17 protein-coding genes are annotated in these 17,922 nt (G+C 64.5%); 5 read left to right on the top strand and 12 right to left on the bottom strand.

What is annotated here, in order from left to right; genetic code table 11:
- Positions 1 to 5: 5 nt before the first annotated feature.
- The gene (locus WG907_RS12585) at positions 6 to 2,282 is read right to left on the bottom strand and encodes an ATP-dependent helicase (RefSeq protein ID WP_340233246.1); all 2,277 of its coding nucleotides are present in this window, start codon (positions 2,280 to 2,282) and stop codon (positions 6 to 8) included.
- A gap of 101 nt (positions 2,283 to 2,383) precedes the next feature.
- Here WG907_RS12585 and WG907_RS12580 point away from each other — a divergent pair, with 101 nt between their 5' ends.
- Positions 2,384 to 2,779 carry a GFA family protein gene (locus tag WG907_RS12580; RefSeq protein ID WP_340233245.1) on the top strand — a complete coding sequence of 132 codons (396 nt, stop codon included), beginning with the start codon at positions 2,384 to 2,386 and terminating at the stop codon, positions 2,777 to 2,779.
- Between the two features lie 142 nt (positions 2,780 to 2,921).
- Positions 2,922 to 3,350, top strand: coding sequence for a Fe-S oxidoreductase (locus WG907_RS12575; protein ID WP_445326815.1), 429 nt, complete (start codon positions 2,922 to 2,924; stop codon positions 3,348 to 3,350).
- Between the two features lie 50 nt (positions 3,351 to 3,400).
- On the opposite strand, the gene rsmD is transcribed toward WG907_RS12575, so the two are convergent.
- Together rsmD and WG907_RS12565 are read right to left on the bottom strand one after the other, a co-directional pair.
- Positions 3,401 to 3,940, bottom strand: a complete 540-nt coding sequence (gene rsmD, locus WG907_RS12570) for a 16S rRNA (guanine(966)-N(2))-methyltransferase RsmD (protein WP_340233241.1) — start codon at positions 3,938 to 3,940, stop codon at positions 3,401 to 3,403.
- The gene (locus tag WG907_RS12565; RefSeq protein WP_340233239.1) at positions 3,937 to 5,007 is read right to left on the bottom strand and encodes a pseudouridine synthase; all 1,071 of its coding nucleotides are present in this window, start codon (positions 5,005 to 5,007) and stop codon (positions 3,937 to 3,939) included. The genes rsmD and WG907_RS12565 overlap by 4 nt, the downstream gene beginning before the upstream one ends.
- Before the next feature lie 173 nt (positions 5,008 to 5,180).
- Here WG907_RS12565 and WG907_RS12560 point away from each other — a divergent pair, with 173 nt between their 5' ends.
- Together WG907_RS12560 and WG907_RS12555 are read left to right on the top strand one after the other, a co-directional pair.
- Positions 5,181 to 5,624: a response regulator gene (locus WG907_RS12560; protein WP_340233237.1), complete on the top strand. Its 444-nt coding sequence runs from the start codon at positions 5,181 to 5,183 to the stop codon at positions 5,622 to 5,624.
- A gap of 75 nt (positions 5,625 to 5,699) precedes the next feature.
- Positions 5,700 to 7,022 carry an AmpG family muropeptide MFS transporter gene (locus WG907_RS12555; protein WP_340233236.1) on the top strand — a complete coding sequence of 441 codons (1,323 nt, stop codon included), beginning with the start codon at positions 5,700 to 5,702 and terminating at the stop codon, positions 7,020 to 7,022.
- On the opposite strand, the gene WG907_RS12550 is transcribed toward WG907_RS12555, so the two are convergent.
- From WG907_RS12550 to WG907_RS12520, 7 genes are all read right to left on the bottom strand, one after another.
- Positions 7,010 to 7,447: a DUF6628 family protein gene (locus WG907_RS12550; protein ID WP_445326814.1), complete on the bottom strand. Its 438-nt coding sequence runs from the start codon at positions 7,445 to 7,447 to the stop codon at positions 7,010 to 7,012. The two genes, WG907_RS12555 and WG907_RS12550, sit on opposite strands and share 13 nt — an antisense overlap.
- Positions 7,448 to 7,514: 67 nt before the next feature.
- A complete protein-coding gene (locus WG907_RS12545) occupies positions 7,515 to 8,837 on the bottom strand; it encodes a bifunctional folylpolyglutamate synthase/dihydrofolate synthase (RefSeq protein ID WP_340233235.1) in 1,323 nt (440 codons plus the stop codon).
- A gap of 23 nt (positions 8,838 to 8,860) precedes the next feature.
- Entirely contained in the window at positions 8,861 to 9,712 is an 852-nt protein-coding gene (gene accD, locus WG907_RS12540; protein WP_340233233.1) for an acetyl-CoA carboxylase, carboxyltransferase subunit beta, read from the bottom strand.
- Positions 9,709 to 10,533, bottom strand: coding sequence for a tryptophan synthase subunit alpha (trpA, locus tag WG907_RS12535; RefSeq protein ID WP_340233518.1), 825 nt, complete (start codon positions 10,531 to 10,533; stop codon positions 9,709 to 9,711). Before trpA ends, accD begins: the two co-directional genes overlap by 4 nt.
- 11 nt (positions 10,534 to 10,544) lie before the next feature.
- The gene (gene trpB / locus WG907_RS12530; RefSeq protein ID WP_340233232.1) at positions 10,545 to 11,786 is read right to left on the bottom strand and encodes a tryptophan synthase subunit beta; all 1,242 of its coding nucleotides are present in this window, start codon (positions 11,784 to 11,786) and stop codon (positions 10,545 to 10,547) included.
- Between the two features lie 93 nt (positions 11,787 to 11,879).
- Positions 11,880 to 12,524, bottom strand: coding sequence for a phosphoribosylanthranilate isomerase (locus tag WG907_RS12525; RefSeq protein ID WP_340233230.1), 645 nt, complete (start codon positions 12,522 to 12,524; stop codon positions 11,880 to 11,882).
- A gap of 31 nt (positions 12,525 to 12,555) precedes the next feature.
- Positions 12,556 to 13,434: a lysophospholipid acyltransferase family protein gene (locus tag WG907_RS12520; protein ID WP_340233228.1), complete on the bottom strand. Its 879-nt coding sequence runs from the start codon at positions 13,432 to 13,434 to the stop codon at positions 12,556 to 12,558.
- A 63-nt stretch (positions 13,435 to 13,497) separates the two neighbouring features.
- Between WG907_RS12520 and WG907_RS12515 the strand changes: the two genes are divergently transcribed.
- Entirely contained in the window at positions 13,498 to 14,631 is a 1,134-nt protein-coding gene (locus WG907_RS12515) for a glycosyltransferase family 2 protein (protein ID WP_340233516.1), read from the top strand.
- On the opposite strand, the gene WG907_RS12510 is transcribed toward WG907_RS12515, so the two are convergent.
- Both WG907_RS12510 and gyrA read right to left on the bottom strand, forming a co-directional pair.
- Positions 14,610 to 14,957 (bottom strand): DUF952 domain-containing protein, encoded by a 348-nt coding sequence (locus tag WG907_RS12510; protein WP_340233226.1) that lies wholly within the window; start codon positions 14,955 to 14,957, stop codon positions 14,610 to 14,612. The two genes, WG907_RS12515 and WG907_RS12510, sit on opposite strands and share 22 nt — an antisense overlap.
- A complete protein-coding gene (gyrA, locus tag WG907_RS12505) occupies positions 14,954 to 17,674 on the bottom strand; it encodes a DNA gyrase subunit A (RefSeq protein WP_340233224.1) in 2,721 nt (906 codons plus the stop codon). The genes WG907_RS12510 and gyrA overlap by 4 nt, the downstream gene beginning before the upstream one ends.
- Positions 17,675 to 17,922: the final 248 nt, after the last annotated feature.

Here is a 17,922-nt window from a genome sequence, read left to right as displayed (position 1 = left end):
GCGGTTCAGGCCACCGATACAAAGCTATCCATGACCCGCTTGCGGCCGGCGGTTTCGAAGTCGATTTCAAGCTTATTGCCTTCGATCTGCGCCACCAGGCCATAGCCGAATTTCTGGTGGAAGATGCGCAGACCGACGCTCATGTCGTCGCGGCCCTTATTGCCGAGCGACACCGCAGACGCGCGCGCCTCGACGATGCGGACGGGTTCGCGGTTGAACTGGCCCGACTGCTGCGCGCGCTGCCATCCGGGGCCGCGGCCGCCGCCGCGTTGGACATCGGCGAACGGGTCGGCGCGTTCGGACCAGTTGGCGCGCCACAGCGATGCGCCGCCGGTCATGCTGCTTTCCTCCTCGACATGTTCGGGCGGCAATTCCCCGACGAAGCGCGAGGGGATCGAGCTGGTCCACTGGCCATAAATGCGCCGGTTCGCGGCGTGCAGGATGATGCAGGTGCGTCTGGCGCGGGTGATCGCGACATAGGCAAGCCGCCGCTCTTCTTCCAGACTGTTGAGACCACCTTCGTCGAGCGCGCGCTGCGAGGGAAAGATGCCTTCTTCCCAGCCGGCGAGGAAGACCGTGCCGAACTCCAGCCCCTTGGCCGCGTGGATGGTCATGATCGTGATCTTGCTCTCATCCTGCTGTGCTTCATTATCCATGACGAGGCTGACATGCTCAAGAAATGCGCCGAGCGTGTCATATTCCTCCATGGCGCGCGCCAGTTCGGACAGGTTTTCCAGGCGACCAGCGCTTTCGACGGTGCGATCGGCTTGGAGCATCGCGGTATAGCCGCTCTCGTCCAATATCTGGCGCGCGAGTTCGGCATGGGGCAACTGCCCGGACCGGTCGCGCCAGCGGGCGAGATCGCCGATGAAGGCCCCTAACGCGCGGCGCGCCTGCGGCGTCAGTTCATCGGTATCGAGGATGCGCGCGGCGGCCAGCGCCAGCGGAATGCCCTCCGCCCGCGCGAGCCGGTGCAGCTTTTCCACCGCCTTGTCGCCAAGGCCGCGCTTGGGGATGTTGACGATGCGTTCGAACGCCAGATCGTCCGCAGGCTGGTTGACCAGCCGAAGATAGGCCAGCGCGTCGCGGATTTCGGCGCGCTCGTAGAAGCGGAAGCCGCCGATGATGCGGTAGGGCAGGCCGATCTGGATGAAGCGGTCCTCGAATTCACGGGTCTGATGCTGCGCCCGCACGAGAATGGCGATGTCGTCCAGCGATCCGCCCGTGCGCTGGATCGCCTCGATCTCCTCGCTGACCCGTCGCGCTTCCTCCGGCCCGTCCCACACGCCCAGCACGCGCACCTTTTCGCCGACATCGATCTCGGTCCACAGCGATTTGCCGAGCCGCCCGCCATTTTCAGCAATCACGCCCGACGCCGCGCCCAATATGTGGGGCGTCGACCGGTAATTCTGTTCCAGCCGCACGATCGTCGCGCCGGGAAAATCCTTTTCGAAGCGCAGGATGTTCGCCACCTCTGCGCCACGCCAGCTGTAGATCGACTGGTCATCATCGCCCACGCAGCAGAGATTTTTGCGGGTCTGGGCGAGCAGGCGAAGCCAGAGATACTGGCTGGAGTTGGTGTCCTGATATTCGTCCACCATGATATAGCGGAACCGCTGCTGATACTGTTCGAGCACGTCCCGATGCGTTTTGAGGATCGTCAGCACATGCAGGAGCAGGTCACCGAAATCGCAGGCGTTCACCTGCGCCAGTCGCGCCTGATAGGCGGCATAGAGCTTCTGCCCCTTGCCATTGGCATAGCCTTCGCTCTCGCCCGCGCCTACATCCTGCGGAGTCAGGCCCTTATTCTTCCACTGGTCGATCAGGCCGCCCAGCTGCCGCGCGGGCCAGCGCTTTTCGTCGATGCCCTCTGCCTGAATGAGTTGCTTCATCAGGCGCAACTGATCGTCGGTGTCGAGTATCGTGAAGTTGGAATGGAGACCCACCAGTTCGGCATGGCGACGCAGCATCTTGGCGGCGATGGCGTGGAAGGTGCCGAGCCAGGGCATGCCCTCGACCGCCGGGCCGATCATCCGGCCAACGCGCTCGCGCATTTCCCGCGCTGCCTTGTTGGTGAAGGTGACGGCGAGGATTTCGGACGGATAGGCGCGGCGCGTCGCGACCAGATGCGCCAGCCGCGCCGTCAGCGCGGCGGTCTTGCCCGTGCCCGCGCCGGCCAGGACCAGCAAAGGGCCTTCCGTCGTCAGCACGGCTTCGCGCTGGGGCGCGTTAAGGCCCCGGAGATATGGCGGTTCGTCAGCAGGGGCTTGGTCGGGTGTCATCGATGAACAACTAGGAAGAGGCAACGGCAGGGGCAAGGTGGCGCACTTGCCGTGAGGCGCTTTCTATGAGAACAAAAAGAGAATCACGCAAGGAGGAAGATATGGTCACGGGCCGATGCCAATGCGGCGCCATCGCGTATAAGGCCGATGGTGACCCGGTACATAGTTCGCTTTGCCATTGTTCGGACTGCCGCAGGAGCGCGGGTGCGCCGATGGTGGGCTGGGCTTTGTTCGCCGAGGAACGGGTGACAATCAGCGGTGCGCCGGTGACGTACCAATCGTCCGACAATGTCAGTCGCGCGTTTTGCGGTACTTGCGGAACCGGGCTGTTTTACAGAAATCCGGTCGCCTTTCCCGGCATGGTCGACATCCAGACCGGCACGCTGGACGATCCTTCGGCTCTCCCGCCGCAGGCCCATATTCAGGTGGCGGATGCACCATCATGGATGGCCGATGCGCACGAACTGCCCAAATTCGATCGCTATCCGTCGGGTTGAATTCCCCCGTTTTTGGTCAGTCCATGGCGCATAAGCCACGCTTCGTCGTCGGGAGGGGAACGGGCGCTTACCGGTGCTGGTTCTTCGCGTGCCGCATCCTGACGGATGCAACGGGCCGACAAGATAAGGAAGGATGATCCCGATGAAATCCATCATGCTGGCAGGCGCCGCCCTGCTGACTTTTTCCGCTGGTCTGACAGGCATGGCGGTCGCACAGACCGCGCCTGCCCAAACCGCTCAGCCGACTGCCGCCGATCCCGCTTCGTCCATGCCGATGGGCGATGCGACCCAGACCGATAGCCCTGCGGCGGCCTCGCCTCAGGCTGCCGATCCCAACGCAGGCCAGCCGACCGGCGCGGTTCCGGCCGATACCGGTATGGTGCCAGCGCCGGCCGATGCGCCGAAGGATGCCACAGCGCCGGTTGGAACGTCCGCCAATCCGGTCACGGTAGGGGGCAACGTCACGCCGCCACCGACCGAAGCGAAGGACTATCCGGTTTGCAGCAAGACGGTGCAGGATAGCTGCATCAATCGCGGCGAAGGGCAGCGTAAGGCGCGCCGCCACCGTTAATCATCGATCAGGGTCTCGTGAAGCCTGTGCTTTGCGGGACCCGGACCGCTTCAGGCATCGGCACGAAGCAGGGTCAGCCGCGCCTTGCCGACATCGCGCACCGCATCGATGATAAAGCCCTTGACCAATATATCCTCACGACGATCCGTCTCGATGCTGATCCAGCTGGCGGGCCCGGTCCAGCCGAGGCGGGACAATTTGTCGAGGGCCACCGCCCCCGCTCCGGTGCCATAGGGCGGGTCCATGAACAGCAGATCGAGCGGCCTCTGGCTGCTTCCCAGCGAAAGAACGCTTGAGGTGCGAATGTCTGGGCGGATGCCGAGCCGGTCGCCATTGGCGCGGATCGCGTCGATCGCCGGCTTGTCTTGCTCGACGAAGAGGCAGGAGCCGGCGCCGCGCGATAGCGCCTCAAAACCCAATGCCCCGGACCCTGCGAAGAAATCACCGACCGCCAGCCCCTCGAACGAACCGAGTCGGCTGACGAGCATCGAAAATAACGTTTCACGCGTGCGATCGGCGGTGGGACGCGTGGCGTCGCCCTTCGGCGCGATCAACGGGCGGCCGCGCCATTGACCCGCGATGATCCTCATGCCTTGTTCTTCAGGCTGGCGCGGAACTGGACGAGATCATGCTGGCGCACCTCTTCGACTTTGCCCGGTGCCAGGTCGGCGAGGAGAAACGGACCATAGCTGGTGCGGATCAGGCGGTTGACCTGAAGCCCCATATGTTCGAGCACGCGGCGCACCTCGCGGTTCTTGCCTTCGGTCAGGGTCATTTCGATCCACTGGTTCCGGCCGGTGCGCCGCTCAAGATTGGCCTCGATCGGACCGTAGCGGATGCCATCGATTTCGATGCCATCGAACAGATCCTCAAGCTGCTGCTGGCTGACCTCACCAAAGGCGCGGGCGCGGTAGGTGCGAGGTACGCCCGTCGAGGGCAGCTCCATCTGGCGCTTGAAGCCGCCATCGGTGGTTAGCAGCAAAAGGCCTTCGGTCGTCATGTCGAGCCGGCCGATCGGAATGACGCGCGGCAGATCGTCTGGCAGCCGATCATAGATTGTCGGGCGGCCTTGCGGATCGCGCTCGGCGGTCAGATAGCCCGACGGCTTGTGAAACAGGAACAGCCGCGCGGGCGGAGGCGCGTTGATAGCGACGCCATCGACCGCGACGCCATATAGCGATGTCAGCAGCGTGGCCGGCGTTTCGATGGCGACGCCGTCCAGCGTGACGCGCCCTTCCTCGATCATCCGCTCCACTTCCCTGCGCGAAGCGACCCCGGCGCGGGCGAGCAGCTTGGCGATCCGCTGCGGCTCGCCCTTGCCATCGGCGCTGGCGGCGGCTCGTGCGGGATGCGGGTTTGCGGGAGATGCGGACGCTGTGGTCTTTTTCCCGAATGCGGGCTTGCTGGCATAGGCGCGCGCGGCATCCGGACGCGCATTAGCCGGGCGAGGCGCACCGGGACGCGACGGCGCGGCTCTGCTCTCCGATCGTGCCGCTTCCGCTTTGGCGCGGGATGCCTTGTTTGCCGAAAAGCTGCCCGGTCTGGAGCCGCCGGTTTTTTGCCCCGGGCCTTTGGCCGGGCCATCGGGGCCACCGGGACGTTTCGGGCCGCCCGGTCCAGCCCGGCGGGGCGGTCCTGATTTTTTTGGCGGTTCCAAGGTGCAGTTCCTTTTCTTGGGGACTGGCTCTCCCCATATCGGCGGGTGCCAGTAATAGGCTTAATGGTGCCATCCCGGCGCTTGCGCGAGGGGAAACGCCTGGCTTGCCGGGCAACCGGAAACGGGGGCGCGGCGTTTAGCGGTTGCATGGCGCAAAGAGGGCGGATCGGCAAATGTTTTTCGGGCGAGTTAAAGGGGCGGTCGGCAAAGCCATCCACAACATTTTGGTGGTGGAGGATGAGCCTCTGGTCGCCTTCGACAATGAGCATGCGCTGGAGCAGGCCGGCTTTCGGATCGCCGCGACCGTCGAGGATTATGATCATGCCGTGGCCGTAATCGACGCGGGCGGCGTCGACCTGATCATCGCGGATGTCAATCTTCACGGCGAAAAGACGGGCGTGGATCTGGCGCGGCATGCCCGCGAACGCGATCTGCCGGTGCTGTTCGTGACCGGCGCATGTCCGGCGCATGCGCGCGAGCTTGCGGTCGGTTGCCTTGCCAAGCCCTATGCGCCCCGCGACCTGGTGGGAGCCATCAATCTGGTCGATGCCGTGTTGCGCGGCAGCGCCCGGCCCCGCGCCCCGGCGGGATTCCATTTGTTTGCGGACCCTCGCTGACCCTCGCGGTGGGTTGCCAGCGCCGGATTTGCTCATATGGTGCCCCTTTGAATCGCCATCGGGGGATTGGGCTGAATGACCGACGCCGCAACGGGCCGCACCGGCTGGCTGGATGCCGTGAAGCCCTATGTCGAAAAGGCCCCGCTCGCGGCCTTTTTCTTGGGGATTTCGTCGGGCTTTCCCTATGCGATGATCGGGGCCACGCTGACGACCCGGCTGGCGCAGGATGGCATCGATAAAAAGGCGGTCACCGCCTTCACGCTCGCATTCCTTGTCTATAATCTCAAATGGCTGTGGGCCTGGGTAGTAGACGGGGTTCGCCTCCCGTTGCTCGGGCGGCTTGGCCAGCGTGTGTCCTGGCTGGTGTTCGCCGGCGCGCTCGTCATGGCGGCAGTCGTCAATCTGGCGCTGGTCGATCCGACCGCCGGCCTGTTGCAGACGGCCTATGCCGCCATCCTCGTCGGCATGGCCGGAGCGACGCTCGACATCGTGATCGACGCCTATCGCATCGAGATGCTCAAGCCCGAGCAGCTCGGCGTCGGATCGGGCATGTCGCAATATGGCTGGCGCATCGGTTCGGTAGCGGCCGGTGGACTGGCACTGGTGCTGGCGGCGCGGATCGGCTGGTCCGGGGCCTATATGGCGTGTGCGATTTTTGCGCTGCCCGCGATGCTGACCGGGCTTGTGCTCGGCGAGCCGGAACGGCGGCGCGAGCCCGCCGGGCGGCGGGGGATGAGCGAGGTCTGGCAGTCGATCGCTGGCCCGTTGGCCGAATTTTTCCAGCGTCGCGGGGCGCTGCTCGTCCTGCTGTTCATACTGCTGCACAAGATCGGCGATACGCTCGCCAATCTGACTTTCCGGCTGTTGTTCGACGATATGGGTTTCACCAATGACGAGATCGCGATCTACGATATCGGCATCGGCTTCTGGGCCTATCTGATCGGCATATTCGTGGGCGGCATCCTCTACGCCAGGCTGGGCATGAAGCGGTCGGTGCTGTTCAGCCTGTTTCTCATGGGCGTTTCCAACCTCAGCTTCGCGGTGCTCGCGGCGGCAGGTCACAGCAATTGGGGCATGGCGGGCGCGATCGGGTTCGAGAATTTCGCGAGCGGGATCGGCGGCGTGACTGTCGTCGCTTATTTCTCCGCGCTGTGCGATCTGCGCTTCACGGCGGCGCAATATGCGCTGATCTCTGCGGCGGCGAGCATCGTCGGCCGGTTCCTGACCGGCACGACCGCCGGGACCATGATCGAGCGATTCGGCTATGTGCAATTCTATCTGCTGACGACCGTGCTCGCCGTGCCGGGCATAGTGCTGTTCTGGCTGATGATGCGCGCCGGCCTGATCGACGCGAGCGTCGGCACGGCGGCGCGCGAAGCAGGCGATCAGCCCGCGTAGAGATCGAGCGGACGGCCAAGATCGGCATGGGCCTGCGCCACCGCCTGCATACAGGTAAGCGCGCCCAGCGCATGATCGTTGCCGAGCAGGGCGCTGACATGATCATATGCGATACGCGGGTCGCGCAACGCTTCCCCGGCGGCACGCATTATCAGCGCTTCGTCGGCGGTCATGCGCGAGCAACAACAGGGCGCGACCAATATCCTGCGGCTCGACATGCGCGCAAATTCCAGCATCATCGCTCGCATCAACACCAACGGCCGCCGGTAGCTGCGCCCGAACGCGCCGAGCAGCGCGTTGGCGGCATGGGCGTCGTCCACGCCCGCGCTCGCCATCCGCCGCATCACGAACAGGAACAGGCGGTTGCCATATCCCTGCGGCATTTCGCGGGACAATTGCTGGGGTAAGCTCGCTGCGTTCATCATGCTTCCTCGCCTCTCATCGGGATCGATAAAAGCAATTTACGCTATTGCGAGGCATTCGCAAGTATAATCAGTCTGGAATTTGCTCGTTCAGTCGCAAAATTTCGCCAGCGAGATAGAGCGAACCTGCGATCAGTATTTTAGGGGCGGCGCGGGACTGGGCGGCGATCGTCCCGATGGCATCGGCGGGCGAAGCGTGGGCGGTGCAGCCAATGCCCCAACGGGCGGCGGTCGCCGCGAACCGCTCGGCCGGGTGATGATCATGCCCCTGCACCGACAAGGCGTGAATATGGGCGATCCCGCCAGCAAAGGGTGACAGGAAGGCGTCCACATCCTTGTTGGCGAGCATGCCGATGACCAGATGAAGCCGCTCACCCGCCAGCCGGTCTTCATCGAAAAAGGCGCTGATCGCCTCGCCTGCGCTCGCATTATGCCCGCCGTCGAGCCAGACCTCGCTTTGTTCGGGGAGCGGCGCCAGCAAGGGACCGTGATCGAGCCGCTGAAGCCTCGCTGGCCAGTGCGCCCAGAGCGGCGCGGCCTTGATCGCGGCTTCGGCCACGGGAATAATCTGCTGATGCCGCAACATGGCGAAGGCAAGCGCGGCATTCTGAAGCTGGTGCGCGCCGGACAGGCGGGGCAGGGGTGTTTCGATCCGGCCCTGCGCATCGCGATAGTGCAGCCGGTCGCGATAGCTTGCCGCGTCCCAGCTCTGGCCCATTGCGAGCCATCGTGTGCCGGCATGGGTCGCCGCCTGCATCATGACGGCGTGGAGCGATTCGGGGTAGCGCTGCGTGACCAGCGGTGCGCCGGCTTTGGCTATGCCGGCCTTTTCCGTGGCGATCTCCTTAAGAGAGTTTCCGAGAAAAGACTGATGATCGATTCCAAGCTGGGCGATGCCGCAAACGACGGGGTTGGGAATTACATTGGTCGCATCCAGCCGGCCGCCAAGCCCCACCTCGATGATCGACGCGTCGGCGGGATGCTCTGCGAAGGCGAGGAAGGCGGCGGCGGTCGTCACTTCGAAGAAGCTCGCGCCGATCCCTTCGGCGACATCCAGCACGCGTTCGAGATAGGTTGCGAGCGCTGCGTCCTCGATCAACTGGCCGGAAACGCGCACACGTTCGTTGAAGCGCACCAAATGGGGCGAGGTGAAGACGTGGACAGTCTTGCCGTCGGCCTCCAGCGCGGCGCGCAGAAAGGCGCATGTGGAGCCTTTGCCGTTGGTGCCGGCGACGTGGAAAACGGGGGGGAGCGCTAGGTGCGGATCGCCAAGGCGCGCGAGCAGCGCGGTGATCCGCTCCAGCCCCAATATGTCCGCCCCGGGGGAGAGGATCGCAAGCCGGTCAAGCTGTGACTGGACCTCTGGATCATCGGAGACGGCATGATCGGGCAAGGCGCGCCTCCATTATGGAAAGGTCAATTCGCGGTGGCGGGCATCAGGTAGCCAATCACCCGCGCTAGCGTATCGCGCAGGTCGCGCCGATGCACGACCATGTCGATCATGCCATGATCCCGCAGATATTCGGCCCGCTGGAATCCTTCAGGCAGTTTTTCGCGAATCGTGCTTTCGATGACCCGCTGGCCTGCGAAGCCGATGAGCGCATTGGGTTCGGAAATCTGGACATCGCCGAGCATCGCATAGCTGGCGGTCACACCGCCCGTCGTCGGGTCGGTCAGCACGACGATATAGGGCAGGCCCGCCGCGTGCAGCTTGCGGATGGCGACGGTCGCGCGCGGCATCTGCATAAGCGACAATATGCCCTCCTGCATGCGAGCGCCGCCCGCCGCCGTCAGGATCACATAGGGGCATTCATGCGCGATCGCGTCATTGACCCCCTGGATGAAGGCCGCGCCCACACCCATGCCCATGGACCCGCCCATGAAGGCGAAATTCTGGACGCCCAGCACCAGCGGCACATCGTCGATCGCGCCGCGCGCATTGATCAGCGCGTCCTGATCGCCGGTCGACTGGCGCGCCGCCCTGATGCGATCGGGATATTTCTTGGAATCGCGGAATTTGAGCGGATCTTCCTGCACCTGCGGCGTCGGCAACAGGATGAAACCGGCGTCGAGAATCTGTTCGAACCGCTCGGCCGGGCCGATCCGGTCATGATGGTCGCAACGCGGGCAGACGGAGAGATTCTCCTCCCATTCCTTGATGAAGACCATCTCGTGACAGGACGGGCATTTATGCCAGAGCGTTTCGGCCGTGCCTTCCTTCTTCGCGATGAAGGGGATGGCGTTGCGGACGCGGTTGATCCAGCTCATGCGGCGGTCTCCCGGAAATGAGGGCTGTTATTGTTGAGCGCCCCGCGCAGGGCAGCGACGAATTCCTGCACCAGCGGCGCGGCGGCGTCGCCATGCGAGCCGATGATATCGACGATGGCCGACCCGACGACGACACCGTCCGCACTGCGGCCGATGGCGGCTGCCTGTTCTGGCGAACGGACGCCGAAACCTACCGCCACGGGCAGGCTGGTCGCGGCCTTCAGCTTCGCCACAGCCTGTTCGACCGAGGCGGTCGCTGCCTGCTGCCGCCCAGTCACCCCCGCGACCGAGACATGATAGAGAAAGCCGCTTGCGCCTTCCAGCACGGCGGGCAGGCGCGCCGCGTCCGTCGTGGGCGTCGCAAGGCGGATGAGGTGCACGCCGGCGGCGCGCAAAGCGGGGCCGATCTCGCGATCTTCTTCGGGCGGCACGTCGACGCAGATCACGCCATCGACACCGGCGTCCCTGCACTGGTCGGCGAACCAGTCCGGCCCGCGCACGAGCATCGGATTGGCATAGCCCATCAGCACCAGCGGCACGGCGGGATGCCGCACGCGAAAGGCCGCAGCGATGGCGAAAATATCCTTCGTCTTCGTGCCTGAACCCAGGCTGCGCAGATTGGCGAGTTCGATCGCCTGCCCGTCGGCCATCGGATCGGTAAAGGGCATGCCCAGTTCGATGATGTCCGCCCCGCCCGCAACAAGCGCGTCGAGGATTGCGGGCGAATCCGCCGGCGTCGGGTCTCCAGCCGTCACGAAGGTGATGAGTGCGGCGCGGCCCTGCGCTCGGCAGGCGTCGAAGCGGGCGAAGAGGCGATCCATCGGGGCGGCGCTCACATTTCCACTCCCAGGGCGTTAGCGACGGTGAAAATGTCCTTGTCGCCCCGGCCCGACAGATTGATGACGAGGATCTTGTCGGCGTCTAGTGTCGGCGCGATCTTCTGTGCGGCGGCGACGGCATGCGCGGATTCGAGCGCGGGGATGATGCCTTCGAGCGCCGAAAGCGTCTGGAAGCTCGCAAGCGCCTCATCATCGGTGATCGGCAGATATTGCACCCGGCCGATCTCGTGCAGCCAGCTATGTTCGGGGCCGATGCCGGGATAGTCGAGACCCGCCGAAATGCTGTGCGCTTCGGTGATCTGTCCGTCCTCGTCCTGAAGCAGATAGGTGCGGTTGCCATGCAGGATGCCCGACGCGCCACCTGCGAGGCTGGCGGCGTGCTTGCCTTGTAATCCTTCTCCCGCCGCCTCGACGCCGATCATTGCGACTTCGGGGTCGTCGAGGAAGGGATGGAACATGCCGATGGCGTTGGAGCCGCCACCGACCGGCGCGATCAGCATGTCGGGCAGGCGGCCTTCGGCCTCCATGATCTGGGCGCGGATTTCCTTGCCGATGACCGACTGAAAATCGCGGACCAGTTCGGGATAGGGATGCGGGCCGGCGGCGGTGCCGATGATATAAAATGTGTCGTGGACGTTCGATACCCAATGACGCAGCGCGTCATTCATTGAATCCTTGAGCGTTTGCGATCCCGACGTGACCGGGATCACCTCCGCCCCCAGCAGTTTCATGCGAAAGACATTGGGCTTTTGTCGCTCGACGTCCTTAGCGCCCATGAAGATTTTGCATTCCATGCCGAACAGCGCGGCGACGGTGGCGGTGGCGACGCCATGCTGGCCAGCGCCGGTCTCGGCGATCACCTTATTCTTGCCCATGCGGCGGGCGAGCAGCGCCTGGCCGATGCAGTTGTTGATCTTGTGCGCGCCGGTATGGTTCAGCTCTTCGCGCTTGAGGTAGATTTTCGCGCCCTTACCGGCAGGCGCGTCCGCGCGAAGGGCGTCGGTCAGGCGGCTGGCATAATAAAGCGGGTTCGGCCTGCCGACATATTGTTTGAGGAGCTGCTCAAACTCTTCCTCGAACGCCGGGTCGATCTTCGCCGCCCGATAGACGCGCTCCAGTTCCAGAATGAGCGGCATCAGCGTTTCGGCGACGTAGCGACCGCCGAACTGGCCGAAATGGCCGTTGGCGTCGGGCTGGCTTCGCAGGCTGTTGGGCAAAGTGAGTGGGTCGGTCATGATCGTTCAGGTCCTTCGGGCAGGCATGGGCGTTCGCTTCGGCAAGCGTTCAGCGCCATCGAGTCCGGCTAGGCTCGGTAAGGGCGGTCATGGTCAGCATTGTGCAACCGCTTTGCAGAAGGCCATGATCTTGTCCACATCCTTGATGCCCGGCGCGCTTTCCACGCCGGACGAAATGTCGACCAACGGCGCATCGGTGATGCGGATCGCGTCTGCCGCATTACCGATCCCCAGCCCGCCTGAAAGTCCCCACGGCATGGGAAGCGCCAGGCCGCGCAACAGCGTCCAGTCGAAACGCAGGCCCATGCCGCCGGGCAGCGCGGCGCCGTCTGGCGTCTTGGCGTCAAACAGCAGGCGGTCGGCGATGCCGACATATGCGTCCGCCGCAGCGATGTCGGCGCGGGTCTTGACCGAAATCGCTTTCCATACCGAAAGGCCGAAACGGCGACGGATGGCGGCGACGCGGTCGGGCGACTCCTTGCCGTGCAACTGGATCGCGCTGAGCATCCCGCCGGCCGTCAGCGCCGCCAGCATGTCGTCGTCCGGGTCGACGACCACGGCGACGCGCTCGACATGGGCAGGCGCGATTGCCGCGAGCGACTGCATTTGCCCCACGTCGACATGGCGCGGGCTTTTGCGGAAATGGACGAAGCCGACATGGCTTGCCCCCGCGCGCACCGCCGCGCCCACAGTGTCGCTGGTCGAAAGACCGCAGATCTTGATCGCGATTCGGGACATGGAGGCGCTTTAGACGCTCGAACGCTTCAAGTCACATCTGCGCGGGTACGGGCCGCGCCGGAACCGGCTGGGTGAGGTCCATATCATGCAGGGCCAGCCACTGGTCGGCATGAGCGACGCAGGCCGGTCCGAGAAAGGCGTCGAGCTGGCGCACGATTTCCGCATCGTCCAGGTCCTGCGGGTCGAGCGGAGGGTGCCAGCGCAGAGTGAAATGCGGCCCGCTGGTGCGTGCGAGATAGAAGGGCAGGAATGTCGCGCCGACCTTGCGCGCGAGCCGCAGCGCGACGGACAGATTGCCCGACGGCGCCAGATCGCGACCGAAGGTCGGGAACCACACCTGCCCGTCGCGCCGCTCGTCTACGAGAATATAGAGGGTGGCGCGCTCCTTCTGGGTCAGATGTTTGAACACGCCGCGCGCCGCGCCTTCGCCGCCGATCGCCTCGCCCATATAACTTTGCCGCGCGCGCTTAAGCAGCGCCGCCTGTGCCGGATTTTCGGGCGGCTCATAGATGCCCAGGCCCGGCCGGTCGGTCGACGCCTTGATATGCGCGGCGAGCAGGTCCCAATTGCCGGTGTGCACTGTCAGGCTGATCATCGGCCCCGGCCCGTCCAGCACGGCCTGATAGCCGACGCGATCCTCGACCCTTACATGGCGGTCGTTCACCAGCCGGTCGATATTGGCGAGTTCGCCCATCGTGCGACCGATATTGAACCAGCGCCGCGTCAGCATATCCTCCCGCTCGGCTGGCGAAAGATCCGGCCGAAGAATCGAGAGGTTCGTCCGCGCGCGGGCGTCGCGCAGCTTCATCCGGGGGCGGGCGACATGGGCGGAGAGCCAGCCGCCGATCCACGAGGCAATCGCGGCGGGAAGGATACGCAGCAGAGCGAAGAGAAAGGGGTTGGAGAGCATAGCCCGAGCGTCATACAGCAGAGCGGGTGGCGGTAAATAGCCGTGACATGGGGCGTGACGATGATGCTGGTGATATGGCTGTTGCTGCAAGGGCTGACCTTGCTGGGCGTCGCAAATTATCTGCGGCATTTGCCGAGAGACAGGCAGATCGAAGCACCCGACGGCGTCGTCATACTATTGTCGGTGCGTGACGAGTGGGATGGCGGTGCCGCCTTGATCGAACGGCTGAAGGCCCAGAGTGCGCCGTTCCGACTGTGTATCGCGACATCGGGCCAATGCCCGGCCGCCGAAGCGCTGGCGGAGCGGGAGAGGGGCTGGGTGCAGATCGTTCATGCCGGTGTCGCGAACGATGAGGGCCAGAAGGTACACAAGCTGCGCGCCGCGTTGCGCGCTCTTCGCCCCGACGATCGCTACATCGTCTTTATCGATGCGGACATCGAACCACCCGCGCGGCTGGTGGGTCGACTGTTGTTCCCGCTGGTTCGTGACAAGGCGGATGTCGTCACGGGCTATCGCCTGCTGCTGCCACGCGCAACCCCAGTGCATGCGTTGATCGGAGCGGTCGAAATGCAGCTCGCGACCCTGCCGCGATTCGCCAGTGCGACCATGCCATGGGGCGGGGCGATGGCGCTGACGCGGGAGACGGCCGAGCGGCTCGGTCTTGAGGCGGCGATGGCGGGCCGGCTGTCCGACGATATGGCGATCGGGCTGGCGGGTTGGCGCGCCAAGCTGCGGTTGCGACCGGTGCGCGATCTTCTGGTGGCCAGTCCGCTGGACGGGGACGGCCGAGCGGCGCTGGGCTTCGGCGTGCGGCAATATCGGCATATCGTCGCCAACAGTCCGTCCATGTGGATGCTGGCGACGCTGGCCGTCGCTGTTCAGTCGGCCGGCTGGGTCTGGGCGTTTAATTGGGGCGGATGGGCGGCCGTTGCCATCGGCTATGGCGCGGCATGGGGACGGGCGCTTGTGCGGGCGAGGATCATCGCCGGCGTGGTCGATCGCGGGCAGGCGCGAGCAGCGCGCCGGTCGCTGTGGTGGGATATCGCCGCGCCGTTCGTCGTGACATGGTGCCATCTGGCATTGCAGATCGCGGCGATCACGTCGTCGCATATCCGCTGGGGTGGTTGGGACTATTGGTTGCAGCGCGGGCGCGTGGTGCGGATGGCGAAAGTGGATCAGAACCCCGCCGGGAACTGATGTAAGCCGTCATCCCCGATGCGCAGCACCACCTTGCCCGCGACAGCGCTCAGCGGAAGATCGCCATAGAGATGGGGGAACAGCGCACCGCCCCGTGAGGTCTCCCACCGAATCGAGTCGCCGAACGGAGCGAGATCGACCATGACCATGACGAGCCGGTCCTGCCCGGCGAAATGCTTCGCCGCCGTTTCCGCCGCCTGATCTCGGGTCGACAGATGGATATAGCCATCGGTCAGATCGACCGGCGCGCCGCGAAAGACGCCATCGGCCTTGAGCTGGTCAAATTGTTCGGCGGTCAGGATCTTGTAGGCGAACAGCTCCGTCATTCGTCCGCCGGCCCCGACGCGCCTGGCAGGTCGGCGGCGTCCTCGATCGCCGCGTCCAGTGCATCCTCGGCCGTCTCATTATCCTCGATCCGGGCGGCGCTCACCACATGCTCGTTTTCCGCCACGTTGAACAGCCGGACGCCGGCCGAGTTGCGGCCGATGACGCGCATCGAATCGAGGCCCATGCGGATCAGCTTCGCCTGATCGGTGACGAGCATCAGATGATCTTCATGCGCCACCGGGAAACTGCCGACCACAGGGCCATTGCGAGCTATATTGTCGATGTTGGTAATACCCTGACCGCCACGTCCCGTGCGGCGATAATCATAGGCCGACGACAGCTTGCCATAGCCATTGGCGCAGACGGTCAGGATGAACTGCTCCGCCGCGGCAAACTGGCTGACGCGGTCGGGAGCCAGCGTCGGCGCGATCTCGTTTTCCTTCCACGGCGCGGCGCGCAGATAGGCCTCGCGCTCGTCGGGGGTGGCGTCGAAACCTTTGAGGATCGACAGCGATATCACCTCGTCATCGGGTTTCAGGGTCATGCCGCGTACGCCGGTCGAGGTGCGGCTCTGGAATTCGCGCACGTCGGTCGCGGCAAAACGGATCGCCTTGCCCTGGCGCGTCGCCAGCAGGACATCATCTTCCTCGGTCAGAAGCGCGACCCCGATCAGACGATCGTCGCTGCCCTCGTCGAAGCGCATCGCCAGCTTGCCGTTGCTCGGCACATTGGCGAAGGCGTCCATGCTGTTGCGGCGAACCGTACCGTTCGCGGTCGCGAACATGACGTGCAGCTCCTTCCAGCTATCCTCATCCTCGGGCAGCGGCAGAACGGTGCGGATGGTTTCGCCCGGACCCAGCGGCAACAGGTTGATCATCGGCCGCCCGCGCGTCGCGGGGCCGCCTTCGGGCAGGCGCCAGACTTTCATGCGATAGACCTTGCCGGCGGTCGAGAAGAACAGCACCGGCGTATGAGTCGAGGTCACGAACAATTCGGTGATCGCGTCTTCATCCTTGGTCGCCATGCCGGACCGGCCCTTGCCGCCGCGCGCCTGCGCCCGGAAGCTTTCAAGCGGCGTGCGCTTGATATAGCCCTGCACCGTGACGGTGACGACCATCTCCTCGCGCTCGATGAGATCCTCGTCGTCGATGCCGTCGGCAGCGGCCGTGATTTCCGAGCGGCGCGGCTTGGCGAATTCGCGCTCGATCGCCTCGAATTCCTCGCGCATGACAGCGTAGAGCTTCACCCGGTCGCCCAATATGGCGAGATATTCCGCGATGGCCTCGGCCAGTTCGGCCAGTTCCTTACCGATCTCGTCGCGACCGAGCGCCGTGAGGCGGTGCAGGCGCAGATCCAGAATGGCCCGGACCTGAAGATCGGACAGCTTGTAGACGTCGCCCGAAATCTCCGTGTCGATCGCCTCGACCAGCCGGATGTAAGGCGCGATCTCACCGATCGGCCATTCGCGCGCCAACAGCTTTTCGCGCGCCTCGGCCGGGCTCGACGATCCCCGGATGATTTTCACCATCTCGTCGAGGTTCGTGACCGCGACGACCAGGCCGAGCAAGATATGCGCTCGGTCCCGCGCCTTGGCGAGCTCGAACTTGGTGCGGCGGGTGATGACCTCTTCGCGGAACCTGACGAACGCTTCGATGATGTCGCGCAGGTTGAGCAGTTCGGGCCGACCGCCGCGAATGGCGAGCATGTTTGCCGGAAAGCTCGATTGCGCGGGGGTGTTGCGCCACAACTGGTTCAGCACGACTTCGGCCGTGGCGTCGCGCTTCAGGTCCATGACGATGCGCACGCCTTCGCGGCTCGATTCGTCGCGAATGTCGCTGATGCCCTCGATCCGCTTTTCCTTGGCGGCCTCGGCGATCTTTTCGACAAGGCCGTTCTTGCCGACCTGATAGGGGATGGCGGTCAGCACGATAGACTGGCGATCCCCGCGTCCTTCCTCGATCACATGGCGCGAGCGCATCATGATCGATCCGCGACCCGTATGATAGGCGCTGCGCGCGCCCGACTGGCCCAGAATCAGCGGTGCGGTCGGGAAATCGGGGCCGGGCACGATCGCGATCAACTCGTCGATGGTGATGCCGGGATTGTCGATATAGGCAAGGCATGCGCGCAGCACCTCGCCCAGATTATGCGGCGGAATATTGGTCGCCATGCCGACCGCGATGCCGCCAGCGCCGTTTACCAGCAGGTTCGGGAAGCGCGCGGGCAGGACCTGCGGCTCGCTTTCCGACGCGTCATAGTTCGGCGTGAAATCGACCGTATTCTTGTCGAGATCGTCGAGCAACGCGTTAGCGACCTTGGCTAGGCGCGCCTCGGTGTAGCGCATAGCGGCCGGCGGATCGGGGTCCATCGATCCGAAATTCCCCTGGCCGTCGATCAGCGGTACGCTCATCGACCAGTCCTGGGTCATGCGCGCCAGGGCGTCGTAGATCGAGCTGTCGCCATGAGGGTGATATTTACCCATGACCTCACCGACCAGGCGGGCGGACTTGCGATAAGGACGGTTGTAGACAAAGCCCGCTTCGTGCGCGCCGAAGAGAATGCGGCGGTGAACCGGCTTCAGTCCGTCGCGGACGTCGGGCAGCGCGCGCGAGACGATCACCGACATCGCATAGTCGAGATAGCTCGTCTTCATCTCGTCGACGATGCTGACGGGGCTGATATCCGAAGGGTCGGCGAGGGCGGTCTCGTCGGTCAATGCGATTCTCTTTTTCGGGTAAGCAATGTTTCTGACTTTCGCACTAGCGGAGCGAAACATGTCTGTCACCCCTCGCGCCTACACGCGCGCGCTCGCGTGCGAGGCAGACAGCATGGCGCAGTCCGGAACGAAGGGGAGGGGCTGACAGTTACGAAAGCCGCGCATATAGGCTGTTCAAACCTTATTCACGCACCGGCCCCTAACCGGTGCTCAACATGGTCGCCTTCATACAGGCGCACAAAGGAGAC

Source organism: Sphingobium fluminis, from assembly GCF_037723805.1.
Lineage (GTDB): Bacteria > Pseudomonadota > Alphaproteobacteria > Sphingomonadales > Sphingomonadaceae > Sphingobium.
The sequence above is the reverse complement of the archived record's forward strand: the minus strand, read 5'-3'. Positions and strand labels throughout refer to the sequence as shown.

Excerpts from the sequence above, each read along its gene's own strand:
- accD (WP_340233233.1), bottom strand. The coding sequence starts at position 9,712 with ATGAGCTGGATCAACCGCGTCCGCAACGCCATCCCCTTCATCGCGAAG.
- WG907_RS12555 (WP_340233236.1), top strand. The coding sequence starts at position 5,700 with ATGACCGACGCCGCAACGGGCCGCACCGGCTGGCTGGATGCCGTGAAG.
- rsmD (WP_340233241.1), bottom strand. The coding sequence starts at position 3,940 with ATGAGGATCATCGCGGGTCAATGGCGCGGCCGCCCGTTGATCGCGCCG.
- WG907_RS12560 (WP_340233237.1), top strand. The coding sequence starts at position 5,181 with ATGTTTTTCGGGCGAGTTAAAGGGGCGGTCGGCAAAGCCATCCACAAC.
- WG907_RS12515 (WP_340233516.1), top strand. The coding sequence starts at position 13,498 with ATGCTGGTGATATGGCTGTTGCTGCAAGGGCTGACCTTGCTGGGCGTC.
- trpA (WP_340233518.1), bottom strand. The coding sequence starts at position 10,533 with ATGGATCGCCTCTTCGCCCGCTTCGACGCCTGCCGAGCGCAGGGCCGC.
- WG907_RS12510 (WP_340233226.1), bottom strand. The coding sequence starts at position 14,957 with ATGACGGAGCTGTTCGCCTACAAGATCCTGACCGCCGAACAATTTGAC.
- trpB (WP_340233232.1), bottom strand. The coding sequence starts at position 11,786 with ATGACCGACCCACTCACTTTGCCCAACAGCCTGCGAAGCCAGCCCGAC.
- WG907_RS12580 (WP_340233245.1), top strand. The coding sequence starts at position 2,384 with ATGGTCACGGGCCGATGCCAATGCGGCGCCATCGCGTATAAGGCCGAT.
- WG907_RS12575 (WP_445326815.1), top strand. The coding sequence starts at position 2,922 with ATGAAATCCATCATGCTGGCAGGCGCCGCCCTGCTGACTTTTTCCGCT.
- WG907_RS12585 (WP_340233246.1), bottom strand. The coding sequence starts at position 2,282 with ATGACACCCGACCAAGCCCCTGCTGACGAACCGCCATATCTCCGGGGC.
- WG907_RS12520 (WP_340233228.1), bottom strand. The coding sequence starts at position 13,434 with ATGCTCTCCAACCCCTTTCTCTTCGCTCTGCTGCGTATCCTTCCCGCC.
- WG907_RS12550 (WP_445326814.1), bottom strand. The coding sequence starts at position 7,447 with ATGATGAACGCAGCGAGCTTACCCCAGCAATTGTCCCGCGAAATGCCG.
- WG907_RS12525 (WP_340233230.1), bottom strand. The coding sequence starts at position 12,524 with ATGTCCCGAATCGCGATCAAGATCTGCGGTCTTTCGACCAGCGACACT.